The sequence below is a fragment of the Streptomyces sp. NBC_01241 genome, assembly GCF_041435435.1.
Classification (GTDB): Bacteria; Actinomycetota; Actinomycetes; order Streptomycetales; family Streptomycetaceae; genus Streptomyces.
In genome coordinates, this window is the sequence record NZ_CP108494.1 from 7,561,074 (window position 1) to 7,581,023 (window position 19,950).

Here is a 19,950-nt window from a genome sequence, read left to right on the forward strand (position 1 = left end):
GCAGTGCTCGGCCAGGGTTCAGCGGACAGGGCTGGACGTGGGCCGGAGTCACGCGGGCGGCATCTCGATCACGCGCGAGTCGAGGCCGAGACGGAGGTTCACCCATGCGCCCCGGGTGAAGTCCGGGATCGGTACCGGCTTGCCGTCCTTCTCCAGGGACATGACGCTCAGTGGCACCGGCGAGCACCAGGCCGCCGAGTCGTACACGTCGATGTCGGGCACGAGGCCGGCGCGCATCAGCTGCACGGTGCGCCACTGCAGGACGTAGTCCATGCCACCGTGGCCGCCGTTGTTCGCGGCGTCGTCGCCGATCTTCTTCCAGAGCCAGTGGTCGAACTCCTTGCGGTACGACTCGAAGTCCCGCCAGGAGTCATCGCTGTGGTCGGGTTCGAAGTAGACCCGGGCGCCCGTGGAGGAGGCTCCGACGTAGTCCTCGAAGAGGCCGCGGCTGCCGGCGAGGCTGTTGATGCGGCTGTACGGGCGGGGCTCGCTCACATTGTGCTCGGCGCGGATCGTCCGGCCGTTGGCGGTCTCGATCATGCAGGTGACGAGGTCGCCGTTGATGTAGGTCTCCTTCCACGAGGGGTGGCCCTTGGGGACGAAGCGCTCGCGGTAGTCGGCCAGGCCCTTCGGGGCGGTCGCGGTGGCGCGCAGCGTGGTCATCCGGTCGCCGCGGTTGATGTCCATCGCCGCGGCGATCGGGGCGAGACCGTGCATCGGGTAGAAGGACGCCACGCTGCGGGTGTGCCACAGGCGGCGCCAGGAATCCGTGTAGTACGTGTCGGAGAACAGCAGGGCGCGCAGGTCGTGCAGGTAGCCGCCGTGACCGTTCGTGACGTCACCGAACACGCCTTCGTGTGCCATCTTGAGCATGGCCAGCTCGTTGCGGCCGTACGAGCAGTTCTCGGCGAGCATCAGGTGCCGTCGGGTCCGCTCGCAGGTGTCGACCAGGTCCCACAGCTCGTCGAGCTGGGTGGCGATGGGAACTTCGACGATGACGTGCTTGCCGGCCAGCAGCGCGGCCTTGCCCTGCTGGTAGTGGAATTCCCAGGGCGTGGCGATGTAGACGAGGTCGATGTCGTCCCGCTTGAGCATCTCGGCGTACGAGTCGGCGGAGCCGCCGAACTCGGCGGGGCGCGGCTTGCCTGCCTTGACCAGGTCGTCCGCGACGCGCTTGGCGCGGTCCGCGCGGATGTCGCAGATGGCGGTCACCTGACAGCCGGGAACGGCGGACCAGCCCTGGGTCATGCCGTTGCCACGGTTGCCGAGGCCGATGACGGCGACCCGGACGGTCCGGTGCACCTCGTACGGCACGTTAATCATGGATGTCTGGCCGGCGATGCGGCGCGGCTCGGAGGCCGTGACCGCTCCAGAAGCGCCCGGCGCGGCGAGCGCGGGGGCGGACCCGGCGGCTCCCAAGCCGATGGCGATCGCGCCCGTGGCCACCGCCCCTCCGAGAACCGATCGCCGCGAGACTGCGGGGACTTCAGACATGAAGGACTCCAGATTCGACGTGGTCGGGATCACTGGCGGGATGACTGTGACGGGCGTGACATCTGCATGTCAATAGATGTTTGCAAAATGCTTCTTGCGCTCATAAATGAACATCGCGGCGCCCCGCGTTCCGCTGCATCTGTGTGCACGGCACGGCAGGGCGGGCCGCGGCTCGGGTCCGGCCGCCTCCCAGGCGAGAATGCCCGCACCGAGGCAGCCCGCCCGGCCGCCGGACAGCTCAGCGGCTCCCACGCTCACCGCCGACGCCCCGGTCATGGGGTGTCGCCGCACCAGTTCCAGCGGCGGCAGTCGCCGATGCACACGTCGCACATCGCCCGCCTCCCCTGCGCCGAACTGCCCGAGCTCCGTGGGCAGGGCGACGCAGGTGTCGATCGCGGCATTCCTCTTCGGGGGCGGCCCATTACGTGTATGCGCTGACGCAGCCGGTGAGGATCCCGGTAAACCGTCGACAGTACTGACGGGCCCCCTTGCCCAACCCATGCCTCTCGTGAATGTCATCTACTCCGTGGCCGCGCTCGACGGAGATCTGTTTGGATGAGGCAACGCACCATCAGTAACACCCAGTGGCGGTTGCTTTGGGATGAGCGTGACGTAGCGTTGCCCCTTTGGTGGTGTTCGGAAGAGCACTGCAAGGCACCGTTGTGCTCTCATCAGTCGTGAGGGCATCGAGGGGTATTGGGATGAAGCTCTGCTTCCTCGTCGAAGAGCTCTATCGGCATGACGGCATGCCGCTTGACGTGGTCCGACGACTGTCGTCGTGGGGACACCAGGTGGACGTGGTGCGCCCCGGCGGCTCACTGCTGCGGATCTCCGAAGAGGTGCGGGCGGGGACCCATGACGCGTGGGTCCTCAAGACCGTGTCCGGCGGCCCCGGGCTCACCCTGCTGGAGGCCGCGGCGGCTGTGGGCCTGACCACGGTGAACGATGCGCGGTCGATCCGCGCGGTGCGCGACAAGGTCCTCACATCGGTCATCGCGCGACAGCACGGGCTACCGGTTCCGGTGACCTATTCGGCACCGAGGGCCACGCTGTTCGCGGATGTTCCCGAGGAGCTCTTCCCCCTGGTGGTCAAGCCCGCCGACGGCAGCTCGGGGCGCGGGGTGCGGCTCGTGCCGGACCCCGGGCGGCTGGCGGAGGCGGAGCAGGCGGGGGAGGGCCAACTCATCGCACAGCCCTACGTGTCCAACTCGGGCTCCGATGTGAAGGTCTACTGTCTCGCGGGCGAGTTCCACGCGACCTTGCGCCGCTCCCCGCTCCACCCGGACGGGCCGGTCGACGAGGGAGCCGTCCCCCTGCCCGCCGAGGTGGCCGCAGTGGCGGCGAAGGTGGGAGCGGTCTTCGGCCTCGATCTGTACGGCATCGACGTGGTGCTCGGCCCCGACGGCCCGGTGATCGTCGACATCAATGACTTCCCGAGTTTCCGTCAGGTCCCCGACGCCGTATCCCGGTTGGCCGGAGCCGTCCTCGACCTGGCGAGGACGGGCGGCGCTGCCAGGACGGGCGTGCTCGCCCCTGCTCCGCGCATTCCCGCGCAGCCGCAAATCCCCCAGGGACGGCCTCATCCGCACCCCGTCCCTGGCCTCGAAGCGGACATGCTGGCAGCCGTGCCGGGAGCCGCGCAGATATGAGGGTGTGTCTGCTGACCGACAAGCCGGATCATCCGCTGCTCTCCGCAGCCTCTTCCGCGCTGATCGAGGCGCAGCACCGGGTGACGTTCCTGAACCCGGACACCGGAAACGGATCCCCGTCGGAACTGGTGACCCCGGACGATCTCGCCGACGTCTACCTCCTCAAGGCTCATACCCCCCGGGCACTGGTGCTGGCCCGTTTCCTCGAAGCACACGGCGCCCGGGTGGTGAACTCCGCTGCCGCGACTGAGCTGTGCCAGGACAGGAGCCGGATCGCCGCCGTGGCGGAAGGCGCAGGCCTGCCGATGCCCCGGACAAGGACCCTGGACGCGCTGTCCGAAGCCCTCCACGGAGCGGAGCGGCCGGAGAGCGGCTATCCGCTCATGGTCAAGAGCCGCCACAGCCGGCGCGCGGACCTGGTCGCCCGCGTGGACGGTCCGGCCGAGCTCCGGGACCTTGCCGCCAAGTGGTCCGACGAGCCCGTCGTCCTGCAGGAGTTCGTCGCGAACAGCGGTTGGGACCACAAGCTGTGGGTGATCGCGGGGGAGGTGTTCGCGGGGGTGCGCCCCGCACCGGTGGGCGCCCCGCCGGACGGTGCGCAGTCCGCGCCACTGGTCCGTGACCTGCCGCAGGCCTGGACCGGGCTCGCCCTCCACACGGGAGAGGTCTTCGGCCTGGATGTCTACGGTGTCGACCTGCTGGACCGCGAGGGCGCGCCCGTCGTCGTCGACATCAACGCCTTCCCCGGCATCCGCGGGCCGAAGGGCGCACCTGCCGCGCTGGCGGCCCTGGCACTGCGACGCCCCCGGCCCGGCCCTCCCGCCTACGAGGCCTGACACACCCCGGCCTCCACCAGGAACTCGCTGGGGGCGCCCGACCACGACACATGCAGCCCGTCCCGGGCGCGCGTGCACGCGACGAACAGCAGGCAGCGTTCCGCCAGCAGGTCCGACTCGTGCTGGAGCCGGTCGATGTCGGCCGGGGTCACCGCACGCGGGTACGGCAGCGCACCGTCGCTCACGCCGATGACCGCGACGCACCGGAACTCCAGCCCTTTGAAGGAGTGCATGGTGCCGACCTGTACGGCGTCCGCGTCGGAAGGCGCGTCGCCCCGCAGGCGTGCGACAGGGACGCCCGCGGCCTTGAGCCGCTGCACCGCCTTGTCGCAGTTCTTGTTGAACCGGGCGCTGACCCCGATCTCACCCGGCTCGATCCCGCTGTCGAGCCAACCACGGACGCGTGCGACGAGCGCGTCCATCTCGGTTTCCTCGGAGTCCGCCCCGTGCGCCTCGGGCCCGTTGCCGTGCAGGGCCGAGCGGTAGCCCAGCAGGGTCTCGTTCGCCGCATCGTCCGCCAGCTGCTCGAAGGGCCGGCCGACGAGCAGTGCGGTGGACCAGGAGAGGACCTCGTGCGTGGAACGGTAGTTCTTGCGCATCTTCGCCGACCGGCCGGCCACCTTGATCCCGACGGCCTTCAGCGACACCTTCGAGTCGTAAATGCGCTGATGGGGGTCGCCCGCGATGAACAGGTCGTCGGGACGGGCCGGAGCCGCCGCACGCAACAGTCGCCACTGCGCGGGGTGCAGGTCCTGTGCCTCGTCGACGACCACATGCCGGTATCGCGGGCCATCGGCCTCCAGCAGATCCGCGGCCTGTTCCCCAACCCGCCGGCACCGGACCCGACCGCCAACCCGGCTTCAGAAACAAGCGCCGGACACCCCGCTACGACGTCGGCAAAACCAGCCGTCAGCTCCGGTCGGCGTACACGATGAGGTTGTCCACCGGGTGGCCCTGGGCGTCGAAGGCGCCGTCGCAGGTGATGAGACGCAGGGTGCGTGCGTTGGTGGCACCGTAGACCTTCTCGGTCGGGAAGGCCTTCTTGCTGACGGTCTCGGTGCCGGTGACCCTGAAGTGGATCTCGGCTCCCTGGTCGTTGCGGATTGCGATGTCCGCCCCCTTGCCGATCTTCCTGAGATCGTGGAAGACGGCCTTGCCGAGGCGGGTGTCGTTGTGCCCGATGAGGACCGCGGCGCCACGTTCGCCGGGGATCGCGCCCCCGGTGTACCAGCCGACCGTCATGCCCTTCTCGGCGGGCGGGACCTCGACCGTGCCGTCCTCGTTCAGACCGAGCCGCATCAGCGAGCTGTTCACCCCGATCGACGGGATGCTGACATGGGTGGGACTCGCGGCGGACTTCGGCTTCCCGGACTTCTCGGGCTTCTGCGTCCCCTCGGGCCCCGTGTCCTTCGGAGAGTTGAGAGATCCCGGGGCGCTGGATGAACCGCCGTCGGCGCGTGATGCGGCGGACGAGGCATCCACGGCGCCGGAGGAGCAGCCGGTGAGAGCGAGACAGGCGAGCACCGGAAGTGCGGCATGCCAAAGCGACATGCGTGTACGGGACATGGGGGCTCCAGAACGGGACGGAGATGGGCAGTGGCGCCGCCCGGGACGGGGCGGCGCCACGAGGGGAGGTCAACTGCTGTGCGCGGTCGGTATTCGAGCGCGGTCAGTTGCCTTGCATGTCAGTGGCCGTGAAGGGACTGACGTGCCGGCAGTTCAGCGACCCTGCTGGGCGGCGGAGCGGCGACGCAGCACGATCGTTCCCGCTCCCGCGACCAGAAGGGCGGCTGCGGCCGACCCGGCAAGGGCGGTGGTGCTGTCACCCGAGGTCCCGGCCGGTCGCTCGCCCGCGGCGACGCCACCGCGCGGAGCGGCGGCAGCGGGACGCTTGCCCGCGGCCGAAGGCTCGACCACGGCCGGGGCGGGACTGTCGCCCGCGGCAACACCGCCACGGGGCGCAACCGACGGCTCCGAGCCCCGCGCGGGCGCGCCGGTGACACCGGCCGGGGCGGCTGCGGCGGACCGCTCGACGGACGGCTTCGGTGCGGGCGTGCTGTCGGCGAAGGCCGCGGTGGACGGGACGAGTACCGCGCCGGCCGCGACAGCGGCAAGGACGGCGGTACGCAGGGACAGACGGTGGGGCATGGGCATGGCTCCATTCCAGGTCGGCCTCGGTGGTGCCCGGAAGCCGGTTCGCACCGGGCGCAAGGCATGCCGACAGGCTGGCGTGAAGTTATGAAGAAACTGTCAGATCGCTGTGGTCATCGCATCAGGCCTGGCCCGCACCGCTTCCACGGCCGCCCACGGCACGTTCGGGTCCACCCGCGCCGCTCCCGCGCTCGCAGCCGCCTGTCGCGCTCGCCGACATGCCCGTCGAGGGTCCTTGGGACTCGCCCGGCCCACCAGCCTCCCCCCACTCACCCGACCCCGTCCGCGCAGGATCCGTCGGCAGCCGGAGCGTGAACACCGAACCCTGCCCGTCGACGCTCACCGCACTCACCGAGCCGCCGTGGGCCTCGACGAGTTTCCGCACGATCGCCAGGCCCAGCCCGCTGCCGCCGGTGCGGCGGCTACGGGACTTCTCCGCGCGCCAGAAGCGGTCGAAGACATGGGGCAGATCCACGGCCGAGATGCCGCTGCCCGTATCCGTGACGTCCACCACGACCAGGTCCGCGCACTCGGAGCCATACGCATGCAAGGTGACATTCCCACCCGCCGGGGTGTGACGCACCGCGTTGGAGACCAGGTTGCCGATGGCCTGACGCAGCCGGACCGGATCGGCCGTCAGCTCGGGACCGGGAGTGCCGGCCGTCGCCGTGAGGACGGTCAACGTGACTCCAGCCGTCTCCGCCCGCCCCTGGTGGGCCGCGGCGACCTGGCCCAGAACGTCCTCGATGCGTACCGGCTCGGGGTGCAACCGCAGCGCACCCGCGTCGGCCGCGGCCAGATCCTGGAGATCGTCGATGATGTGCTGCAGCTGAACGGCCTCCGTGTGGAGCGAGGAGATGAACGCCGGGTCGGGCTCCGCCAGACCGTCCTGCGCTGCCTCCAGCCAGCCGCGGATGTTGCTCAGCGGGGTGCGCAGTTCGTGGGCGACGTCGCTGACCATGTCCTTGCGCTGTCCTTCGAGGCGGGCACGGTGGGCGGCCATGTCGTTGAAGGCCACGGCGAGCCGCCCGATCTCGTTGTCGTCGGTGACCAGCACCGGCGCGGAGTCCTCACCGTCCCGCATCCGTTGTGCCGCACCGGTGAGGGCGTGCAGCGGCCGTACGAGCCGGGCCCCGGCCAGCATGGTGGCTCCGACGGTGAGCGCCAGGACGAGCGCCGCGGCACCCGCGATCTTCGCGGTGTTCGCCGGGGAGAGGTCGAAGCCGGGCACGGTCGTGCCGCCCTCGTCGCCGATGAACAGCAGTGCGGGCGAGGCGACATAGGAACTGAGCTGCTCACGGCGGGCCGTGCCCACGCAGGATGCGGTGGCCCGGTCGTCGTCGCCGGTGCGGACGCTCGGCGCGGGAGCGGGCGACGGGGTGGAGACACCGGCGCTGGGCATCGGCTCGGGACCGCCGCCCCAGGACAGGTCCAGATTGAGCTGTACGCCCGTGCGGCCCTGACGTTTCAGGCAGGCATCGGCGAGCCGATTGAGCGCGCCCAGCGCCTTTCGCTCGGTCGCTGTCGGTTCGTCCAATGTGTCGGATGCGCACCTGGTGCCCTGCATCCGGTCGGGATCGTTGCCCACGACCTCGATGCGCGGGCGCCCACTCGGGCCCCGCACCACATCCGCCGCAACCCCGGACCGATTCAGGCACGCCACACTCCGGTCGGCGGCACGCTGCAACGCCGTACGCTCGACCGCGGGCAGCCGGAACGGACCGACTGCGCGCGGGTCGACACGGTCGGCCGTGACGCCGGCCCGGCCCACCGTCTGGGACAGCGCCGTGTCCACGGACAGCGGATCCACGATCGCCGATGCCTCGGGCGGCAGCGCGGGCGGGGACGGCCGGGTGGCGGAATCGGCGAGTGGCCGGCGCTGCTCGGTGGTGAGGGCGATCCGCCGGCCGGACTGCCGCGCCAGGTCGTGCACGGTGCTGTCGATGCCGTCCCAGGTGGGGTGAGCTGCCGCATATCCGAGCAGGGTGTAGTAGATCTGGGCGTCGGCGGCGAGGTTCTGACCCTGTTCCTGCTTGATGGCGCCGGAGGTGGTCTGGACGGCAAGCCAGGCCGTGGCGGCCACCGAACACGCCGCCACCAGCGCCGATACCGCCAGCAGACGGCCGAACAGACTCTTGCGCAGCGGCAGCCGCGCCCGCTGCTCACGTCGAAGGGGCACGCCACGCACCCGGCTACGACGACGCACGCGAAGCATTCCTCGCCGGGTCCGTCAGCTTGTAGCCGACACCGAAAACGGTGAGCAGCCGGACCGGCCGACGTGGCGTGGGCTCGATCTTCTTGCGCAGGTTCATGATGTGCACGTCGACGGTGCGGAAACTGATGTACCGGTCGAAGCCGTGCAACTCCTCCAGCAGCCGCTGCCGGGTGAAGACCCGCTCGGGCTCGGCCGCCATGGCGGCGAGAATCCGGAACTCGCCGGGTGTGCACTCCACGGACCGGCCGTCGACCGACACCTCGTGCCGGTCCGGGTCGACGATGAGCGCACCCACCGTCAGCACCTGGTTCGTGACAGGATCGCCCCCCGCCGCTGCCCGCCGGCTGCGACGCAGCAGCGTCCGTACGCGCGCCATCAACTCACGCGGGCTGTACGGCTTCGTCACATAGTCGTCCGCACCGAGGTCCAGACCCAGCAGCAGATCGTCCTCGGTGCTGCGGGCCGTCAGCATCAGCACCGGCACCTCCCGGTGCTCGGCGCGCAGCACACGTACCACGTCAAGACCGTCGGCCCGCGGCATCATCACATCGAGCACCAGCAGATCGGGCTCCCGGTGCCGGACCTCGGCGAGGGCCGCCAGGCCGTCCCCGACGACCGTGACCGCGTGGCCCTCGTGTTCGAGGTAGCGGCGTACGAGTTCGGCCTGCTTCTCGTCGTCTTCGGCGACTATGACGTTTGCGCACACGCGGACGATCGTAGATGAGCCCGCGCCGGCACCTGGTGACACCGCTCGTCCGACAGACCCCGGACGCCGAGCGGGCCGACTTCGGGCTCCGCTGCGAGAACCCGAAGTGGCCCCAGTGACGGACGAAGTCGATCCGGCTCCAGTGGGCTGTCATCTGCCAGGAGTACGCAAGTGGGTTCTGCCACCGTCGGGCGGAGCGTCCGTCCAGCGGGCAGTGGAAAACCGCTCGACGGATCTGTCCGGGGCGGGGCATGCTCCGCACTCGTGACGACGCCGAAGCAGCTCCTGGTCCAGACCGCCGCCCGCAACAACGCCGACTGGTGCGCGGCGATGAGCCGATCGCACGACGTGGCGAGCGAGTTCGGGACACAGGCCTGGACGGCCCCGACCCGCACACCCCTGTACTACCCCGACGCGGTGACGCTGGTGCCGGGTGCCGACCCGGCCGCGCTGGCAGAGCGGATCGACATCACCGCGCCCGGCGCCTCGGTCAAGGACAGTTTCGCCGACCTCGACCTGACGGAGGCCGGCTTCCAGGTGCTGTTCGAGACGCAGTGGATCCACCGCCCGGCGGGTGCGCCCGCCATCACTTCGGATCTCGCCTGGGACGTGGCGGGTGACCCGGACATGCTGCGTGCCTGGGCGCTCGCCTGGGACGGCGGGGAGGGCAGCGCGGGCCTCTTCCGGCCCGAGCTGCTCGACGACCCGGCCACCTTCGTGCTCGCCGGACAGTCACCTGACGGCCGGGTGATTGCCGGAGCGGTGGCGAGCCGCAGCGACCATGTGGTCGGAATTTCCAATGTCTTCGCCCTGGAAGGCGGCCCTGACGCGGCCTGGCCGGTCGTGCTGGACGCGGTGCACCGACTGTTTCCCGGCCTGCCCGTGGTCGGCTATGAGCACGGGCAGGATCTGGCGGTCGCCGTCCGCCACGGCTTCCAGCCGGTCGCTCCACTGCGGATCTGGCTGCAATCTGACCGTCGGTGACTGGCCATCGACTGCCGCCGTTCGCGGGTGTCGTATCCCCGTGGTGGGCTGCGCGTTCGCATCACCACGCCGCATGCCATGCGACAAGATCTTCATCGACAAATCGTCCGGCAAGCTCGCCGGCCGTCCGACATATGCTTGGTGCCATCCCGACTTCAACACGCTGAACTTGGCAGGGAAGCGATCCGTGACGAGGTCCACGGAGGAGTGCGCGGACACGGACGAGTGCGCAGACGCGGGCGAGTACACAGCAGCGGTCGAGGCGGGGAGAACTGTGGAACCAGGAACCGGATACGACGCACACGACGCACACGACGTACCGGGCGTGCTGCCCGAAGGGCTCGGCGAGGCGATACGTGCCACCGCCGAGGAGATCGCCGAGGTGCTGCGCGGAGTTGCGGACACGAGCGTCCCGGTGCCCGGCTCGGAGTGGACCGTAGGGCAGGCGGCGGCGCACCTGACGCAGGCCAACGAGCTGATGGCCGGCATCGCCGCAGGCCAGGAACGCACCTACGGGGACGGAACGCCGCAGAGCCTGGCCGCGGCCAACGAGCGCGCGCTCGCCGCCTTCGAGGAGCGGGGCGCCGAACCGCTGGCCGGGATGATCGTGGCGCACGCGGAGGCGTACCTCACGGCGGTGGACCGGTACGGGACGGACGAGAACGCGACCGTGGTCACGCCGTTGGGCCCGATGAGCCGGGCGGTGCTGAGCTCGTACCTGCTGACACACATGCTCGGCCACGGCTACGACCTGGCCCGTGCGCTGGGCCGCCCGCACATGATCGACCGCACCCGCGTCGAGCTGTCGCTGCCCTTCCTCATTACGGCGATGCCCCGGGTGACCGATGCCGCTGCGATCGCCCGGCTGACCGCCCGCTACACGATCCGACTGTGGGGCGGCGCCCGCTTCGGCGTCACCTTCACCGACGGCGTCGTATTCGTCACCCCGCAGCCGCCCACCCGCCCGGACTGCACCATCCTCATCGAGCCGGTCACCTTCCTCCTCATGGCGCTCGGCCGGTGCAACCCATGGGGAGCCATGGCCCGCGGCCGCGTCCTCGCCTGGGGCCGCAAACCCTGGCTCGCTCCCCGGTTCCCCAGGCTGTTCACGGCACCCTGAGCGGCGGCCGGATCTTCCCGCGTCGAGCCAGGACGATCACCATCGCCATGTCCAAGAGATGCCGCCCCGTCTGACGCTAACGTTGATCCGCACGGTGGCAGCGGCGGTGCCGGGGAGGGCGCATCGCGCGGAACACCGGGAACGAGGAGTGCGCGACATGCTGGATCCCACTTCGGTGGCGGCGATTTCGGCGGTACTCGGCGCGGTTGGTTCGGGGATGGCCAACGAGGCCGGCAAATGGGCCTGGGAGTCGACCGGCGGCTTCGTACGGAGAATCGTCGGGCGGGAGGTCCCCGCGCCCGTCGCCCCGGGCGACCGGGACGACGTGGCCCGCATGGTCCACGATCAGATCCGCTCGAACCCACAACTCGCGGCCTCCTGGAGCGCGTTCGCGACAAGAGTGCAGGACAACCCCACTCCCGTCGGAGCAGCAGCGCGGTCACACCTCCCCGCCTCCATCAGGTTCTTCACCGACCGCAAGGAAGCGATGAAGCAACTCCAGCGCGAGGCATCCCGGCGCGCGGACGGACGGCCCCGCCTCGCCCTGGTGCACGGCCCGGACGGCATGGGGTCCAGCACGCTCGCCGTGCACTTCGGATCCCGGCCGACCCGGCTCTTCCCGGACGGCCAGATCTACGCCGACCTCGGTGGCGGGGGCGCCGGGAGCGCACGCGACGTCGGAACCGTACTGCGCACGCTGCTCCGCCAGTTGGGCGTGCGGGACGAAGAGATGCCACCCGCGACCGACCGGCTCGGTGAGTTCTTCCGGCACTGTGTGGCGGACCGCAGGCTCCTGGTCGTGCTCGACCACGCGCACTCGGCGGCCCAGGTCCGGCCGTTCCTCACGTCGGCGCCCGGGGTGTTCACGATCGTGGTCGCCCGGACCCCGTTTCCCGGGCTCGACGCCGTACGGGTCCCCGTCGGTCCGCTCACCGACCGGGACGCTGTGCGTCTGCTCACCGATATCACCGGCAAATCCGCCGTCGCCGCGGCTCGCGCCACGTTGCCGTCGCTGCTCGACCGGTGCGGCGGATCGCCGTACGCCCTGCGTGCCGCGGCGGACCGGCTCTCCGCCCCCACCCTTCCGCCGCGCAGCGCCGCGGTGAACGGCGACCCGGTCCAAGGGGCGGCAGAGGACAACTACCAGCTCCTGACGCCGGAAGCCGGCACGCTGTACCGGCTGATGGCGCTGCGCGGTTGGCCTGCCTTCGATGCCGCGGCGGCGGGACGGACCACCGGTCTGGACCCGGCGGTCACGGCCGGACTCCTGGAGGATCTTGCCGACAGGATGCTCCTGGAGCGCAGCCGGAGCGGAAGCGACAACAGGCGCTACCACTACCGTCCCGGAGTCCGCGCACACGCCGAGGCGACAGCGATCCGCGTGGACGGAATCGCGGCCTGCTCGGCAGCCCTGGCCCGCACGCTCCTCGCCTACGCGGACCTGGCGGCATCGGCGGCCCACCAGGCACTCCCGGAGAGCTGGCGCGTCCCGGCACCCTCCGACGAGCGGTCCGGGCAGGTATACGAGGACCGGGGCGCCGCCCTCGACGTGCTGCTCGCGGAGTCGGGCAATCTGGTCGAGGCCGTTCGCTGCGCCGAGGAGTCCGGCCAACCGGACACCGCCGTACACCTGTGCCGTTCCCTGTGGCCGCTGCAGCTCAAGGCCGGGCATCACGAGATGCTGCTGCCCGCGCTGCGCATCGGAGCACGTCTCGTCGACTCCCATCTCCCGGGAAGCCTCGACGCCGGAGCGCTCCACGCTCAACTGGCGCACAGCCTCACCGAACTGGGGCGTTGGGAGGAAGCGGAGGCGGAGTCGCTGGCTGCGGCTCGGGCCGAGGAATCGGCAGGCCACAAGCGAGGCCACGCCTCGGCCGTGGAGTTCCTGGGACTGCTGAGACTGCGTCAGTGGCGTTACCAGGAGGCGTACGAGTGCTTCGAGGAAGCGGGCGACATCCTGAGCACGCTGGGCGCGCACGACGAAGGAGCAGCTGATCTGCCGCGTGCCGAGGCCCTGTTGGAGCGCCACCGCGGACGAGCCCTGCGCGGGATCGGGCGGGGAGCGGAGGCCCGGGAGAGGCTGGAGTCAGCACTGCGCCGCTTCCGGGTGAGCGGCGATACGTACAACACGGCCCGGACGCTCACCGATCTGGCCGAGACCTGGCTGGACGGAGAGGACACCGAAGCGGCACTGCCCCTGATCGACGAGGCGATCGCCACACTCGACGGCCAGCGCGCGGAGTACCACCTGACACATCTGCGACGCATGCGAGAACGCTGCATGACCGGCACCCCGTAGGCGCTCTTCCCGGCTCCGGCACCTCCGTCATCCCGGAGGTGCCAGAGGCTCGATGCGTACGTGGTGCAGCCGAGCACCTGTCCGCACGGAGAGCCCGTCGGCCACGGCTCGCGCGAGCCGCTTGTCGGGGGCGCCCACATCGTGGTCGCTCGTGGCCAGCCAGGCGTACAGGGCTGAGGCGTACACGGCGGGATCCACACCGCGGACGCCCTCCGTGGAGGTCGCGGGCGCCGCCACCACCCGCAGCGGCTCTTCGCCACGCATCCGGACCACACACGCGGACGGCCCGGTCACATAGGCCGCGAGTGAACAGCACTGATCGCGGCGGAGCACCTCGGCGGTCCAGATCGACGGGGACCCGAAGCGCGGATCGTCCGGTGCCCCGTCCCGGAAGATGACATCGGCGAGATCCAACTGGTCCACGTCACGGGTGTCTTCGTGCACAGCGACGTGCATTTCACCGTAACCGTAGCCGTCATCATCGCCATCGCCGCCGCTGTCCGCACTCGTCCACGGGGGCGGCCCCGCCCAGCGACTGACCGCGATCTCGCCCGGCCCGCGTACCTGCGACAGAACGCGCAGGGGGACAGTGACCGTTCCGGCCTCGTAATCGGGCAGCGTGAGCGGCTTCAAGGAGGCCGGCCGCGCGGGCTCCGGCGCTCCCATCATCGAGTAGAAGAGCCTGCGCAGGCGCTCCGCGGATTCGCCCGGCACGGAGGTGGTGAATTCGGCGGGCCCCGGCAACGGCCGGTGACGGGCGATGAGTCTCTCGATCTGTGCCGACAGCGATGCTTCGGGGTTCAGTTGTGGCGCCTCCCGCATGAACGCGGAGATCGGCGCATCGGGATCCAGGGCGTCGAGCGGCGCGGCGCCCAGCAGCACAGGAGTGCCGAGGGCGGCCGCGTAATACGTGACGGAACCGTGGTCCCCGATCACCGCATCGGCGGCCAGCAGAGCCTGCCGCCACCCCTTCAGCGGATCGATCAGCGCCAGCCCGCCGCGCCGCGCGCGATCGAGCCAGGAACGGATCTGACCGGGTCCGTGGCCCTGCCAGACGTTGGGGTGCAGTATGGCCGCGAACCGGTACTCGTCCACGGGAAACTCCGTGGCGACCCGATCCAGCAGCGCAGCGATGACGTCACCACCGCCCTCTTCGCTGTCACCGACCAGTGAATCGGAGTTCCAGGTCGAATTGAGCAGTACGAGCCGCTGCCCCGGCCGCACCCCCAACGCGCGGCGGAAGCGCTCGCGATAGGGCCGGGCGGCGAGCATCCGGTCGAAGCAGGGGTCCCCGGCGAGAACGGCGGTCGGCGCCGCCTCGGGGCAGGCGATGCGCAATCGTTCGTACTGCTCGGGGTGGGAGAGAACGAGCGCGTCCGCGACGGGCACGCCCCGCGACAGAAGCCACTCCGGCGCGAGCCCGAAGACGGGCACTGCCCCCGACCCCGACCCGGTGTCCGGTGTCCGGTGTCCGGTGTCGCCAGCCTCTTAGTGTAGCCGACACCGTGTGAAAGGATGGCCAACTGCCCGGAAAAAAAGTCGAGTTGACCGCCAAAACTGGCGGAGATGATCAGATCCACCTCCGTCTCGGTCGCCTGCTCGTACGGCATGACCGGCACCCCGGTATCGGCAAGCAACTCTGCCGTGCCCGCCGCGAATGCCGAGGAGCCCGTACAGGTCACCAGCAGCTGGACACGCCAGTCGTCGTCGAACAGGGGAAGTACGTCGAGCAGCCGGGTCGCGGCGGTCACGTTGTGTACGACGACGAGCACGCGCAAGCACTTGCCCCGGGTCGTCCACCGCGCCGCGTCGTCACCCACCGGCACCCGCACCCGTTCGGCCCGCCCGTATGCCATTCGTCCGCACGCCCCTTCATCCAGTCCAGCTCAGCCACGATAGTCAACCAGTGCGACCACCGGACCGACCATGGGGCAGACCATGGGGCAGACCATGGGACAGACCCGGATTGGGGCAGACACCAGGACAGGCTCATGTATGCGGCGCCCCCTCACGCAGCCATCGCAACCGCGACCTTGCTCAGTGGTGAGTCGTCGTGGGATCGGGGCGCGTTCCGGTCGGCGAAGACGACAACCCGCAGCACCGCGAACCGTGCGACACCCGCCAGGGCGGATGCCGACAGATAGACCGTCTGCTCGACGAGGGCCGAAGGTTCCGGCCGTACGGCGTGCAGGCAGAGCAGCGCCCCGGTCGTGAACGTATAGCTCACCGCGACCGTCACTCCGGACTGGAGATGGACCGTTCCTAGCCAGTGTGCATGAGTGAGTCCTGGACCCACTGATGTGTACTGGGCGCATCCCGAACGGTTTTGGATGCGCTGGGTTGCCGCTTTCGCGTCCCGTTCGGCGGCACGTCTCTGGGGGCGTGGTCCGTTGCGAGTGGGCGGGTTCCCTCGCGCCCCCGTGCACCTGGCCTGGCCTGGGCGGTCCGATGCCCCGCACGATCTCTCTGGTCGTGTGGGGGCGGTGCCGTCCGACGCCGGACCGGGTGTCCGAGGGCGCGTCGTCCGATCGCGATGCCGGCGGCATCGTGACGGGACATTCTGCGGTGCGGGGTGGCCAGTGGTTTCTGCCAGTGCTGGGCACCCCACATCGAGGTGTAGGCGGGGTCGACCGCGACGATACTCAGGTCGTGTTCGGCTGCCATGGAGACCAGCCGGGCCTTGAGCTTTCCGGTCGGGATTCCGGAGATGAGCTGGCGGAACCGTTTCCTGCGGCCGTGTTTCTCGCGGGTCTTCTCGGTGGTGAAGTCGAGGTCTTCGATGGCGATCGCGGTGACACCGGCCTGCTTGGCCCAGTGGAGCAGGCGGGTCAGTGCGTGGCGGATCTGGGCGTCGCGGTGCGTGGTGGTGCCGGAGAGGTTGTAGCCGAAGCGGTGCGGGTCGCCGATGGGGTTGCCGTGTGGGTCGAGGTGGTAGGCGGCGAAGTGGTCGGCGTTGGTATCGACGCCGATCATGCCCCGGGCTCGGGCGGTCGTGAGGGGGATGGTCTGGACGATGGGGCGTTGCCAGGAGGCGGTGAGGTACCAGCGGCGACGGTCGGTGTCGAGGTGGATGCGGTAGGCGACGGACCGGTTCGCGGTGATGCGGTCGGCCCACTCCTGGCCCCGGTGTGCGAACGCCACGGTCGAGGTGAGGGTGTACCGGCCGTGCTTGGCGTTGGCCAGGTGTGCGAGCGGGACGGGCAGTTTGATGCTGACCTCGCCGTCCGGAGTGACGCGGATGGTCTCGTTCCCGAACCGCTTCCCGGACTCGCCGTCGGCGGCGATGAACCAGCGCTCCGCCTCCCAGCGCTCCCGCCACTGCTCTTCGGTGAGGTGGGCGTCGGCGAGGTGGTGGCGAGTGTTGAGGAGGCGTTTGCCGCCGCGTACGACCCGGACGCGTCCGGCCTGCCGGTCACGGACCGCGGCAGCATGCCGCGCTTCCAGCGCCGCGAGACGGCGGGACTTGTGGAACCACTCACCCCTGGAACGGTAGCCACCGGCCGCCCGCTTGGTGCCCCTCGCGCCGATGGGGAGGGACAGGCGGTGCCGCAGCGTCCCGATCCCGGCCTCCAGATTCCGGATGTGCGCCGCCTGACAACGGCGCGCCAGCGCCCACTGATCGTGTGTGGCCTTGGTGATCGCACCCGCGATCCGAGACGACGACAGCGGCGTCAGGTCCCGCTTGCGCGCCGCCCAGGTCTCCTTGCTGTGCTCCAGACCATCCGCACAACGGGCCCTGAGGTCATGGGAAGCGAGCGCGCCCTGGTGCTCACCGACTGCCCGCAGAACCTTCTCGTCCTGGGGCGTGAGGTGCTTGAGACGGTCCCGGACCGCCACCCCGCAAGGCCCGGGCGCCACGAAGGGCGCGGCCAGCTCCCGTACACCACCCACTACAACACCCCCTCCCACGAGACCGGACACCTGCTACCCAGTCCAACGAGCACCAGCCGCCAAGGTCACCCATTCGGCCCCAGAACTCCCGTTCCCGCTCCATGAAGCCGCCGACAGGACTCACTCCTGCTCACTCCAACGCCACTTCAGCTCAGCAAACCGACAGCAGCTCACAACCCCTTTTGCCGCCCTGTGTGCGACATGGCCTCGGGCCCGGCTGGAGATCCGGAGCAGCGGGATTGGGCATATGTGCCGGCTGTCTCGGGCTTGCACCCCCGGTCTGGGGCGCCTGGGTTCGCGGATCGCTGCATCGTGCGGTTTCTGCGCACCAGATGCCGAGCTCAGGTCCCTGTGTGGCCGGTGAGTACCTCGCCGAAGACGTCGTAGACGACGACGCGCATCTGCTGCGAGTGGATGGCGGAGAAGGTCTCCACGATGGTTTCTGCCGTGGACATGGGGTCCTCGACGGGGGTTGGGCCGCCGTTGATGTCGGTGGAGATGAAGGCATTTCCGGATTTGGCGTCCCAATCACCGATGATCTTCTGGACTCGTGTGGCAGCCTTCTGCTGGTCGTTGGTGCCGTGCTTGTCCACCCATGACCGGAACTCTCGTGCTCGCTTGGAGGACTTGGCCTGATTGGTGTCCCTGGGGAGTTTCGTGGCTATGTTGGTGGGAGGGAGGGGCCCGGCAGAGTCGTCGTGGAGACTGCATCCGGTGAGCAACGCGGCCGTAACTGCAATGCCAAGGAGCGGGGTGATCACTGCGCGCACGGTCTCTCCAGCGTAGAGAAATGAGAGGAAGCTTCCGGAGCGGAAGCCCGGAAGGGCTCAGAACTTGAGTGTGTCAGAACCGGCGATCGACACCTTCAGCACCGGACGCGTCGGCATCGAGTCCTCCACACGACTGGGCCGACACTGCTGGGTGGCCGAGAGTACCGTGTCGTGGCTGGTCAGCTGCCGACGACTGCACCGCCGCGACGAACGCAAGCCTGAGCACTTCCTGGCCTCTGTCGGCATAGCCGAGTCCTCATCGCCCACCGCCGCCTCAACGGATGAAGCGACGTCTGACGAGCGGTGCTTGGAGCCGCGACCATGCTTCGTGATCCAGCCCTGAACAGGGCAATCGCCAACCAAGCGAACAGTGCAGCCGACACCACCCCAAGAGCGAGGTAAACGATCCTGGGCCACTGCTCCGTGCTCACCAAGCTCCCTCTCCGTGGACAACCAGCCCGATAACTCCATGGCTGTGTCACCCCAAAAAGGCGGGCACCCAGACCTGAGGCCTGATGTCGTCCGGCCCGGTCCATGTGTGGACCGGGCCGGAGGCACGTGTCGTCAGTGATCCGCTGCGTACCGTACGAACCGGCCCCAGCCCTCGCGTCCGACCGCGAACGCTGGGCGGCTCAGGTCCTTGGAGTCCCGGACATGGACGGCCTGCTCGGCGACAGCGACCTCCACGCAGTCGTCGCCCTGGCTGCCGCTGTAGCTGGACTTGAACCAGGCGAGTTCCGTCGTACTCATAGGTCTCCTCGCAGTCGCTCCAACAGACCCCGCGATTCCTTGGGGTTCAGGGCCTGCGAACGCAGTGTGTCATAGCGCTGGTGAAGGAGACTCACCTCTTTCGGATCGGTGATCAGCCGTCCGTTCTGCTGCCCCTCGGAGTACCCGAGGCGGCGTCCTTCCGGCGTCTCCAGCAGCCGCACCGGCCCGTCCAGGCACGCGTGTAACCCAGCCTCCAACGGCACCACTTGCAGCGTCACATTGCGCGGAGCGCTGAGCTCCAGTATGCGATCGAGCATGCCCCGCATCTGCTCCGGACGGCCGAACCTGCGCCGGAGGACATGCTCTTCCACGATGAAGCTGAACGGGACGGTAGGCCGTTCGTGCATCATCTTCTGCCGCTCCAGCCGCGCTGCGAGCTGGGCTTCCAGCTGCTGATCCGTCAGCAACAGAATCGTGCCCTCGAACACCGCCCGCGCATATGCGTCCGACTGCAACAACCCCGGCACCAGCCTGCACTCGTAGGTGCACAGGCTCACCGCAACCTTCTCCAACCGCGCCCACCTGCGGAACCAGGCCGCCAGCCCCGGCTCGCCGCGCGTCAGATGGGCTGCGGCTTTTCTCAGCGCGCACGTGTTGCCGAGTGCCGCCTCCGCCCGCTCCACGAACGCGTCATCCGGCATGCGGCGCCCCAACTCCACCGAGTCCACTGTGTGTTTGGAGAACCTCACGTGCGTGCCGAAGTCGGTCCGGCTGAGCCCGGCGTGTTCGCGGAGGGCCTGGACGACGGCCCCGAAAGTCCGCAGACTGTCCGAGGGGTCGGGTTCCCGCTCCTCCCGATCAGCCCCTGCCACAACGGCGTTATCGGTCGTCATACGCGGCCACCTCCAGGTGCATGCGCGCGCGATCTTTCCGCGCTCAACTCACCCAGGGTGACGGAATGACCGTCGCGCTGGCCACTGAACGTGCCCGTACGCTGACTGAGCGTACGGAGTCCGGCGGTCCGAGTGCAGGCCGGCGCGGACGGTGAACACACCCAGAAGCAGCCGCGGGCCCGACGATCAGCCAAAGCACTGCCCGACACCTTCCCGAGCAGGAACTGTCCG

General features: G+C 69.6%; 16 protein-coding genes and 2 pseudogenes. 6 read left to right on the top strand and 12 right to left on the bottom strand.

What is annotated here, in order from left to right:
• Window positions 1-48: 48 nt before the first annotated feature.
• Entirely contained in the window at window positions 49-1,494 is a 1,446-nt protein-coding gene (locus tag OG306_RS34370; protein ID WP_266750142.1) for a Gfo/Idh/MocA family protein, read from the bottom strand.
• Between the two features lie 701 nt (window positions 1,495-2,195).
• Between OG306_RS34370 and OG306_RS34375 the strand changes: the two genes are divergently transcribed.
• Both OG306_RS34375 and OG306_RS34380 read left to right on the top strand, forming a co-directional pair.
• On the top strand, window positions 2,196-3,143 hold the full coding sequence (locus tag OG306_RS34375) for an ATP-grasp domain-containing protein (RefSeq protein ID WP_266750143.1): 948 nt from the start codon (window positions 2,196-2,198) through the stop codon (window positions 3,141-3,143).
• On the top strand, window positions 3,140-3,979 hold the full coding sequence (locus OG306_RS34380) for an ATP-grasp domain-containing protein (RefSeq protein WP_266750145.1): 840 nt from the start codon (window positions 3,140-3,142) through the stop codon (window positions 3,977-3,979). The genes OG306_RS34375 and OG306_RS34380 overlap by 4 nt, the downstream gene beginning before the upstream one ends.
• Here OG306_RS34380 and OG306_RS34385 read toward each other — a convergent pair.
• The 5 genes and pseudogenes from OG306_RS34385 to OG306_RS34405 all read right to left on the bottom strand — a co-directional run.
• Window positions 3,967-4,797, bottom strand: a pseudogene (locus OG306_RS34385) (3'-5' exonuclease); the annotation flags it as partial. The gene OG306_RS34380 and the pseudogene OG306_RS34385 overlap by 13 nt on opposite strands.
• Before the next feature lie 91 nt (window positions 4,798-4,888).
• The gene (locus tag OG306_RS34390; RefSeq protein ID WP_266750147.1) at window positions 4,889-5,545 is read right to left on the bottom strand and encodes a class F sortase; all 657 of its coding nucleotides are present in this window, start codon (window positions 5,543-5,545) and stop codon (window positions 4,889-4,891) included.
• Between the two features lie 153 nt (window positions 5,546-5,698).
• Window positions 5,699-6,127, bottom strand: a complete 429-nt coding sequence (locus OG306_RS34395) for a hypothetical protein (protein WP_266750149.1) — start codon at window positions 6,125-6,127, stop codon at window positions 5,699-5,701.
• A 124-nt stretch (window positions 6,128-6,251) separates the two neighbouring features.
• The gene (locus tag OG306_RS34400) at window positions 6,252-8,345 is read right to left on the bottom strand and encodes a sensor histidine kinase (RefSeq protein WP_266750150.1); all 2,094 of its coding nucleotides are present in this window, start codon (window positions 8,343-8,345) and stop codon (window positions 6,252-6,254) included.
• Window positions 8,323-9,051: a response regulator transcription factor gene (locus OG306_RS34405; protein ID WP_266750152.1), complete on the bottom strand. Its 729-nt coding sequence runs from the start codon at window positions 9,049-9,051 to the stop codon at window positions 8,323-8,325. The genes OG306_RS34400 and OG306_RS34405 overlap by 23 nt, the downstream gene beginning before the upstream one ends.
• 264 nt (window positions 9,052-9,315) lie before the next feature.
• On the opposite strand from OG306_RS34405, the gene OG306_RS34410 reads away from it, so the two are divergent.
• The 3 genes from OG306_RS34410 to OG306_RS34420 all read left to right on the top strand — a co-directional run bounded on the left by OG306_RS34410 (window position 9,316) and on the right by OG306_RS34420 (window position 13,454).
• A complete protein-coding gene (locus tag OG306_RS34410; RefSeq protein WP_266750153.1) occupies window positions 9,316-10,035 on the top strand; it encodes a hypothetical protein in 720 nt (239 codons plus the stop codon).
• A gap of 274 nt (window positions 10,036-10,309) precedes the next feature.
• Window positions 10,310-11,155, top strand: coding sequence for a maleylpyruvate isomerase family mycothiol-dependent enzyme (locus OG306_RS34415; RefSeq protein WP_266752594.1), 846 nt, complete (start codon window positions 10,310-10,312; stop codon window positions 11,153-11,155).
• A 157-nt stretch (window positions 11,156-11,312) separates the two neighbouring features.
• Window positions 11,313-13,454 (top strand): tetratricopeptide repeat protein, encoded by a 2,142-nt coding sequence (locus tag OG306_RS34420; RefSeq protein WP_266750155.1) that lies wholly within the window; start codon window positions 11,313-11,315, stop codon window positions 13,452-13,454.
• Window positions 13,455-13,481: 27 nt separating this feature from the next.
• On the opposite strand, the gene OG306_RS34425 is transcribed toward OG306_RS34420, so the two are convergent.
• From OG306_RS34425 to OG306_RS34440, 4 genes are all read right to left on the bottom strand, one after another.
• Window positions 13,482-14,843, bottom strand: coding sequence for a hypothetical protein (locus OG306_RS34425; protein ID WP_371666049.1), 1,362 nt, complete (start codon window positions 14,841-14,843; stop codon window positions 13,482-13,484).
• A 619-nt stretch (window positions 14,844-15,462) separates the two neighbouring features.
• A complete protein-coding gene (locus tag OG306_RS34430; protein ID WP_266750158.1) occupies window positions 15,463-15,681 on the bottom strand; it encodes a hypothetical protein in 219 nt (72 codons plus the stop codon).
• A gap of 35 nt (window positions 15,682-15,716) precedes the next feature.
• Window positions 15,717-17,345, bottom strand: a complete 1,629-nt coding sequence (locus tag OG306_RS34435) for a transposase (RefSeq protein ID WP_266750159.1) — start codon at window positions 17,343-17,345, stop codon at window positions 15,717-15,719.
• Between the two features lie 341 nt (window positions 17,346-17,686).
• Complete coding sequence (locus OG306_RS34440) at window positions 17,687-18,106, bottom strand: hypothetical protein (RefSeq protein WP_371666050.1); 420 nt, start codon at window positions 18,104-18,106, stop codon at window positions 17,687-17,689.
• Window positions 18,107-18,221: 115 nt separating this feature from the next.
• On the opposite strand from OG306_RS34440, the pseudogene OG306_RS34445 reads away from it, so the two are divergent.
• A pseudogene (locus OG306_RS34445) lies at window positions 18,222-18,400 on the top strand (IS5/IS1182 family transposase); the annotation flags it as partial.
• 279 nt (window positions 18,401-18,679) lie between these two features.
• Here OG306_RS34445 and OG306_RS34450 read toward each other — a convergent pair.
• Window positions 18,680-18,865, bottom strand: a complete 186-nt coding sequence (locus tag OG306_RS34450) for a DUF397 domain-containing protein (RefSeq protein WP_266904782.1) — start codon at window positions 18,863-18,865, stop codon at window positions 18,680-18,682.
• Window positions 18,862-19,719: a helix-turn-helix domain-containing protein gene (locus tag OG306_RS34455; protein WP_266904780.1), complete on the bottom strand. Its 858-nt coding sequence runs from the start codon at window positions 19,717-19,719 to the stop codon at window positions 18,862-18,864. The genes OG306_RS34450 and OG306_RS34455 overlap by 4 nt, the downstream gene beginning before the upstream one ends.
• Window positions 19,720-19,950: the final 231 nt, after the last annotated feature.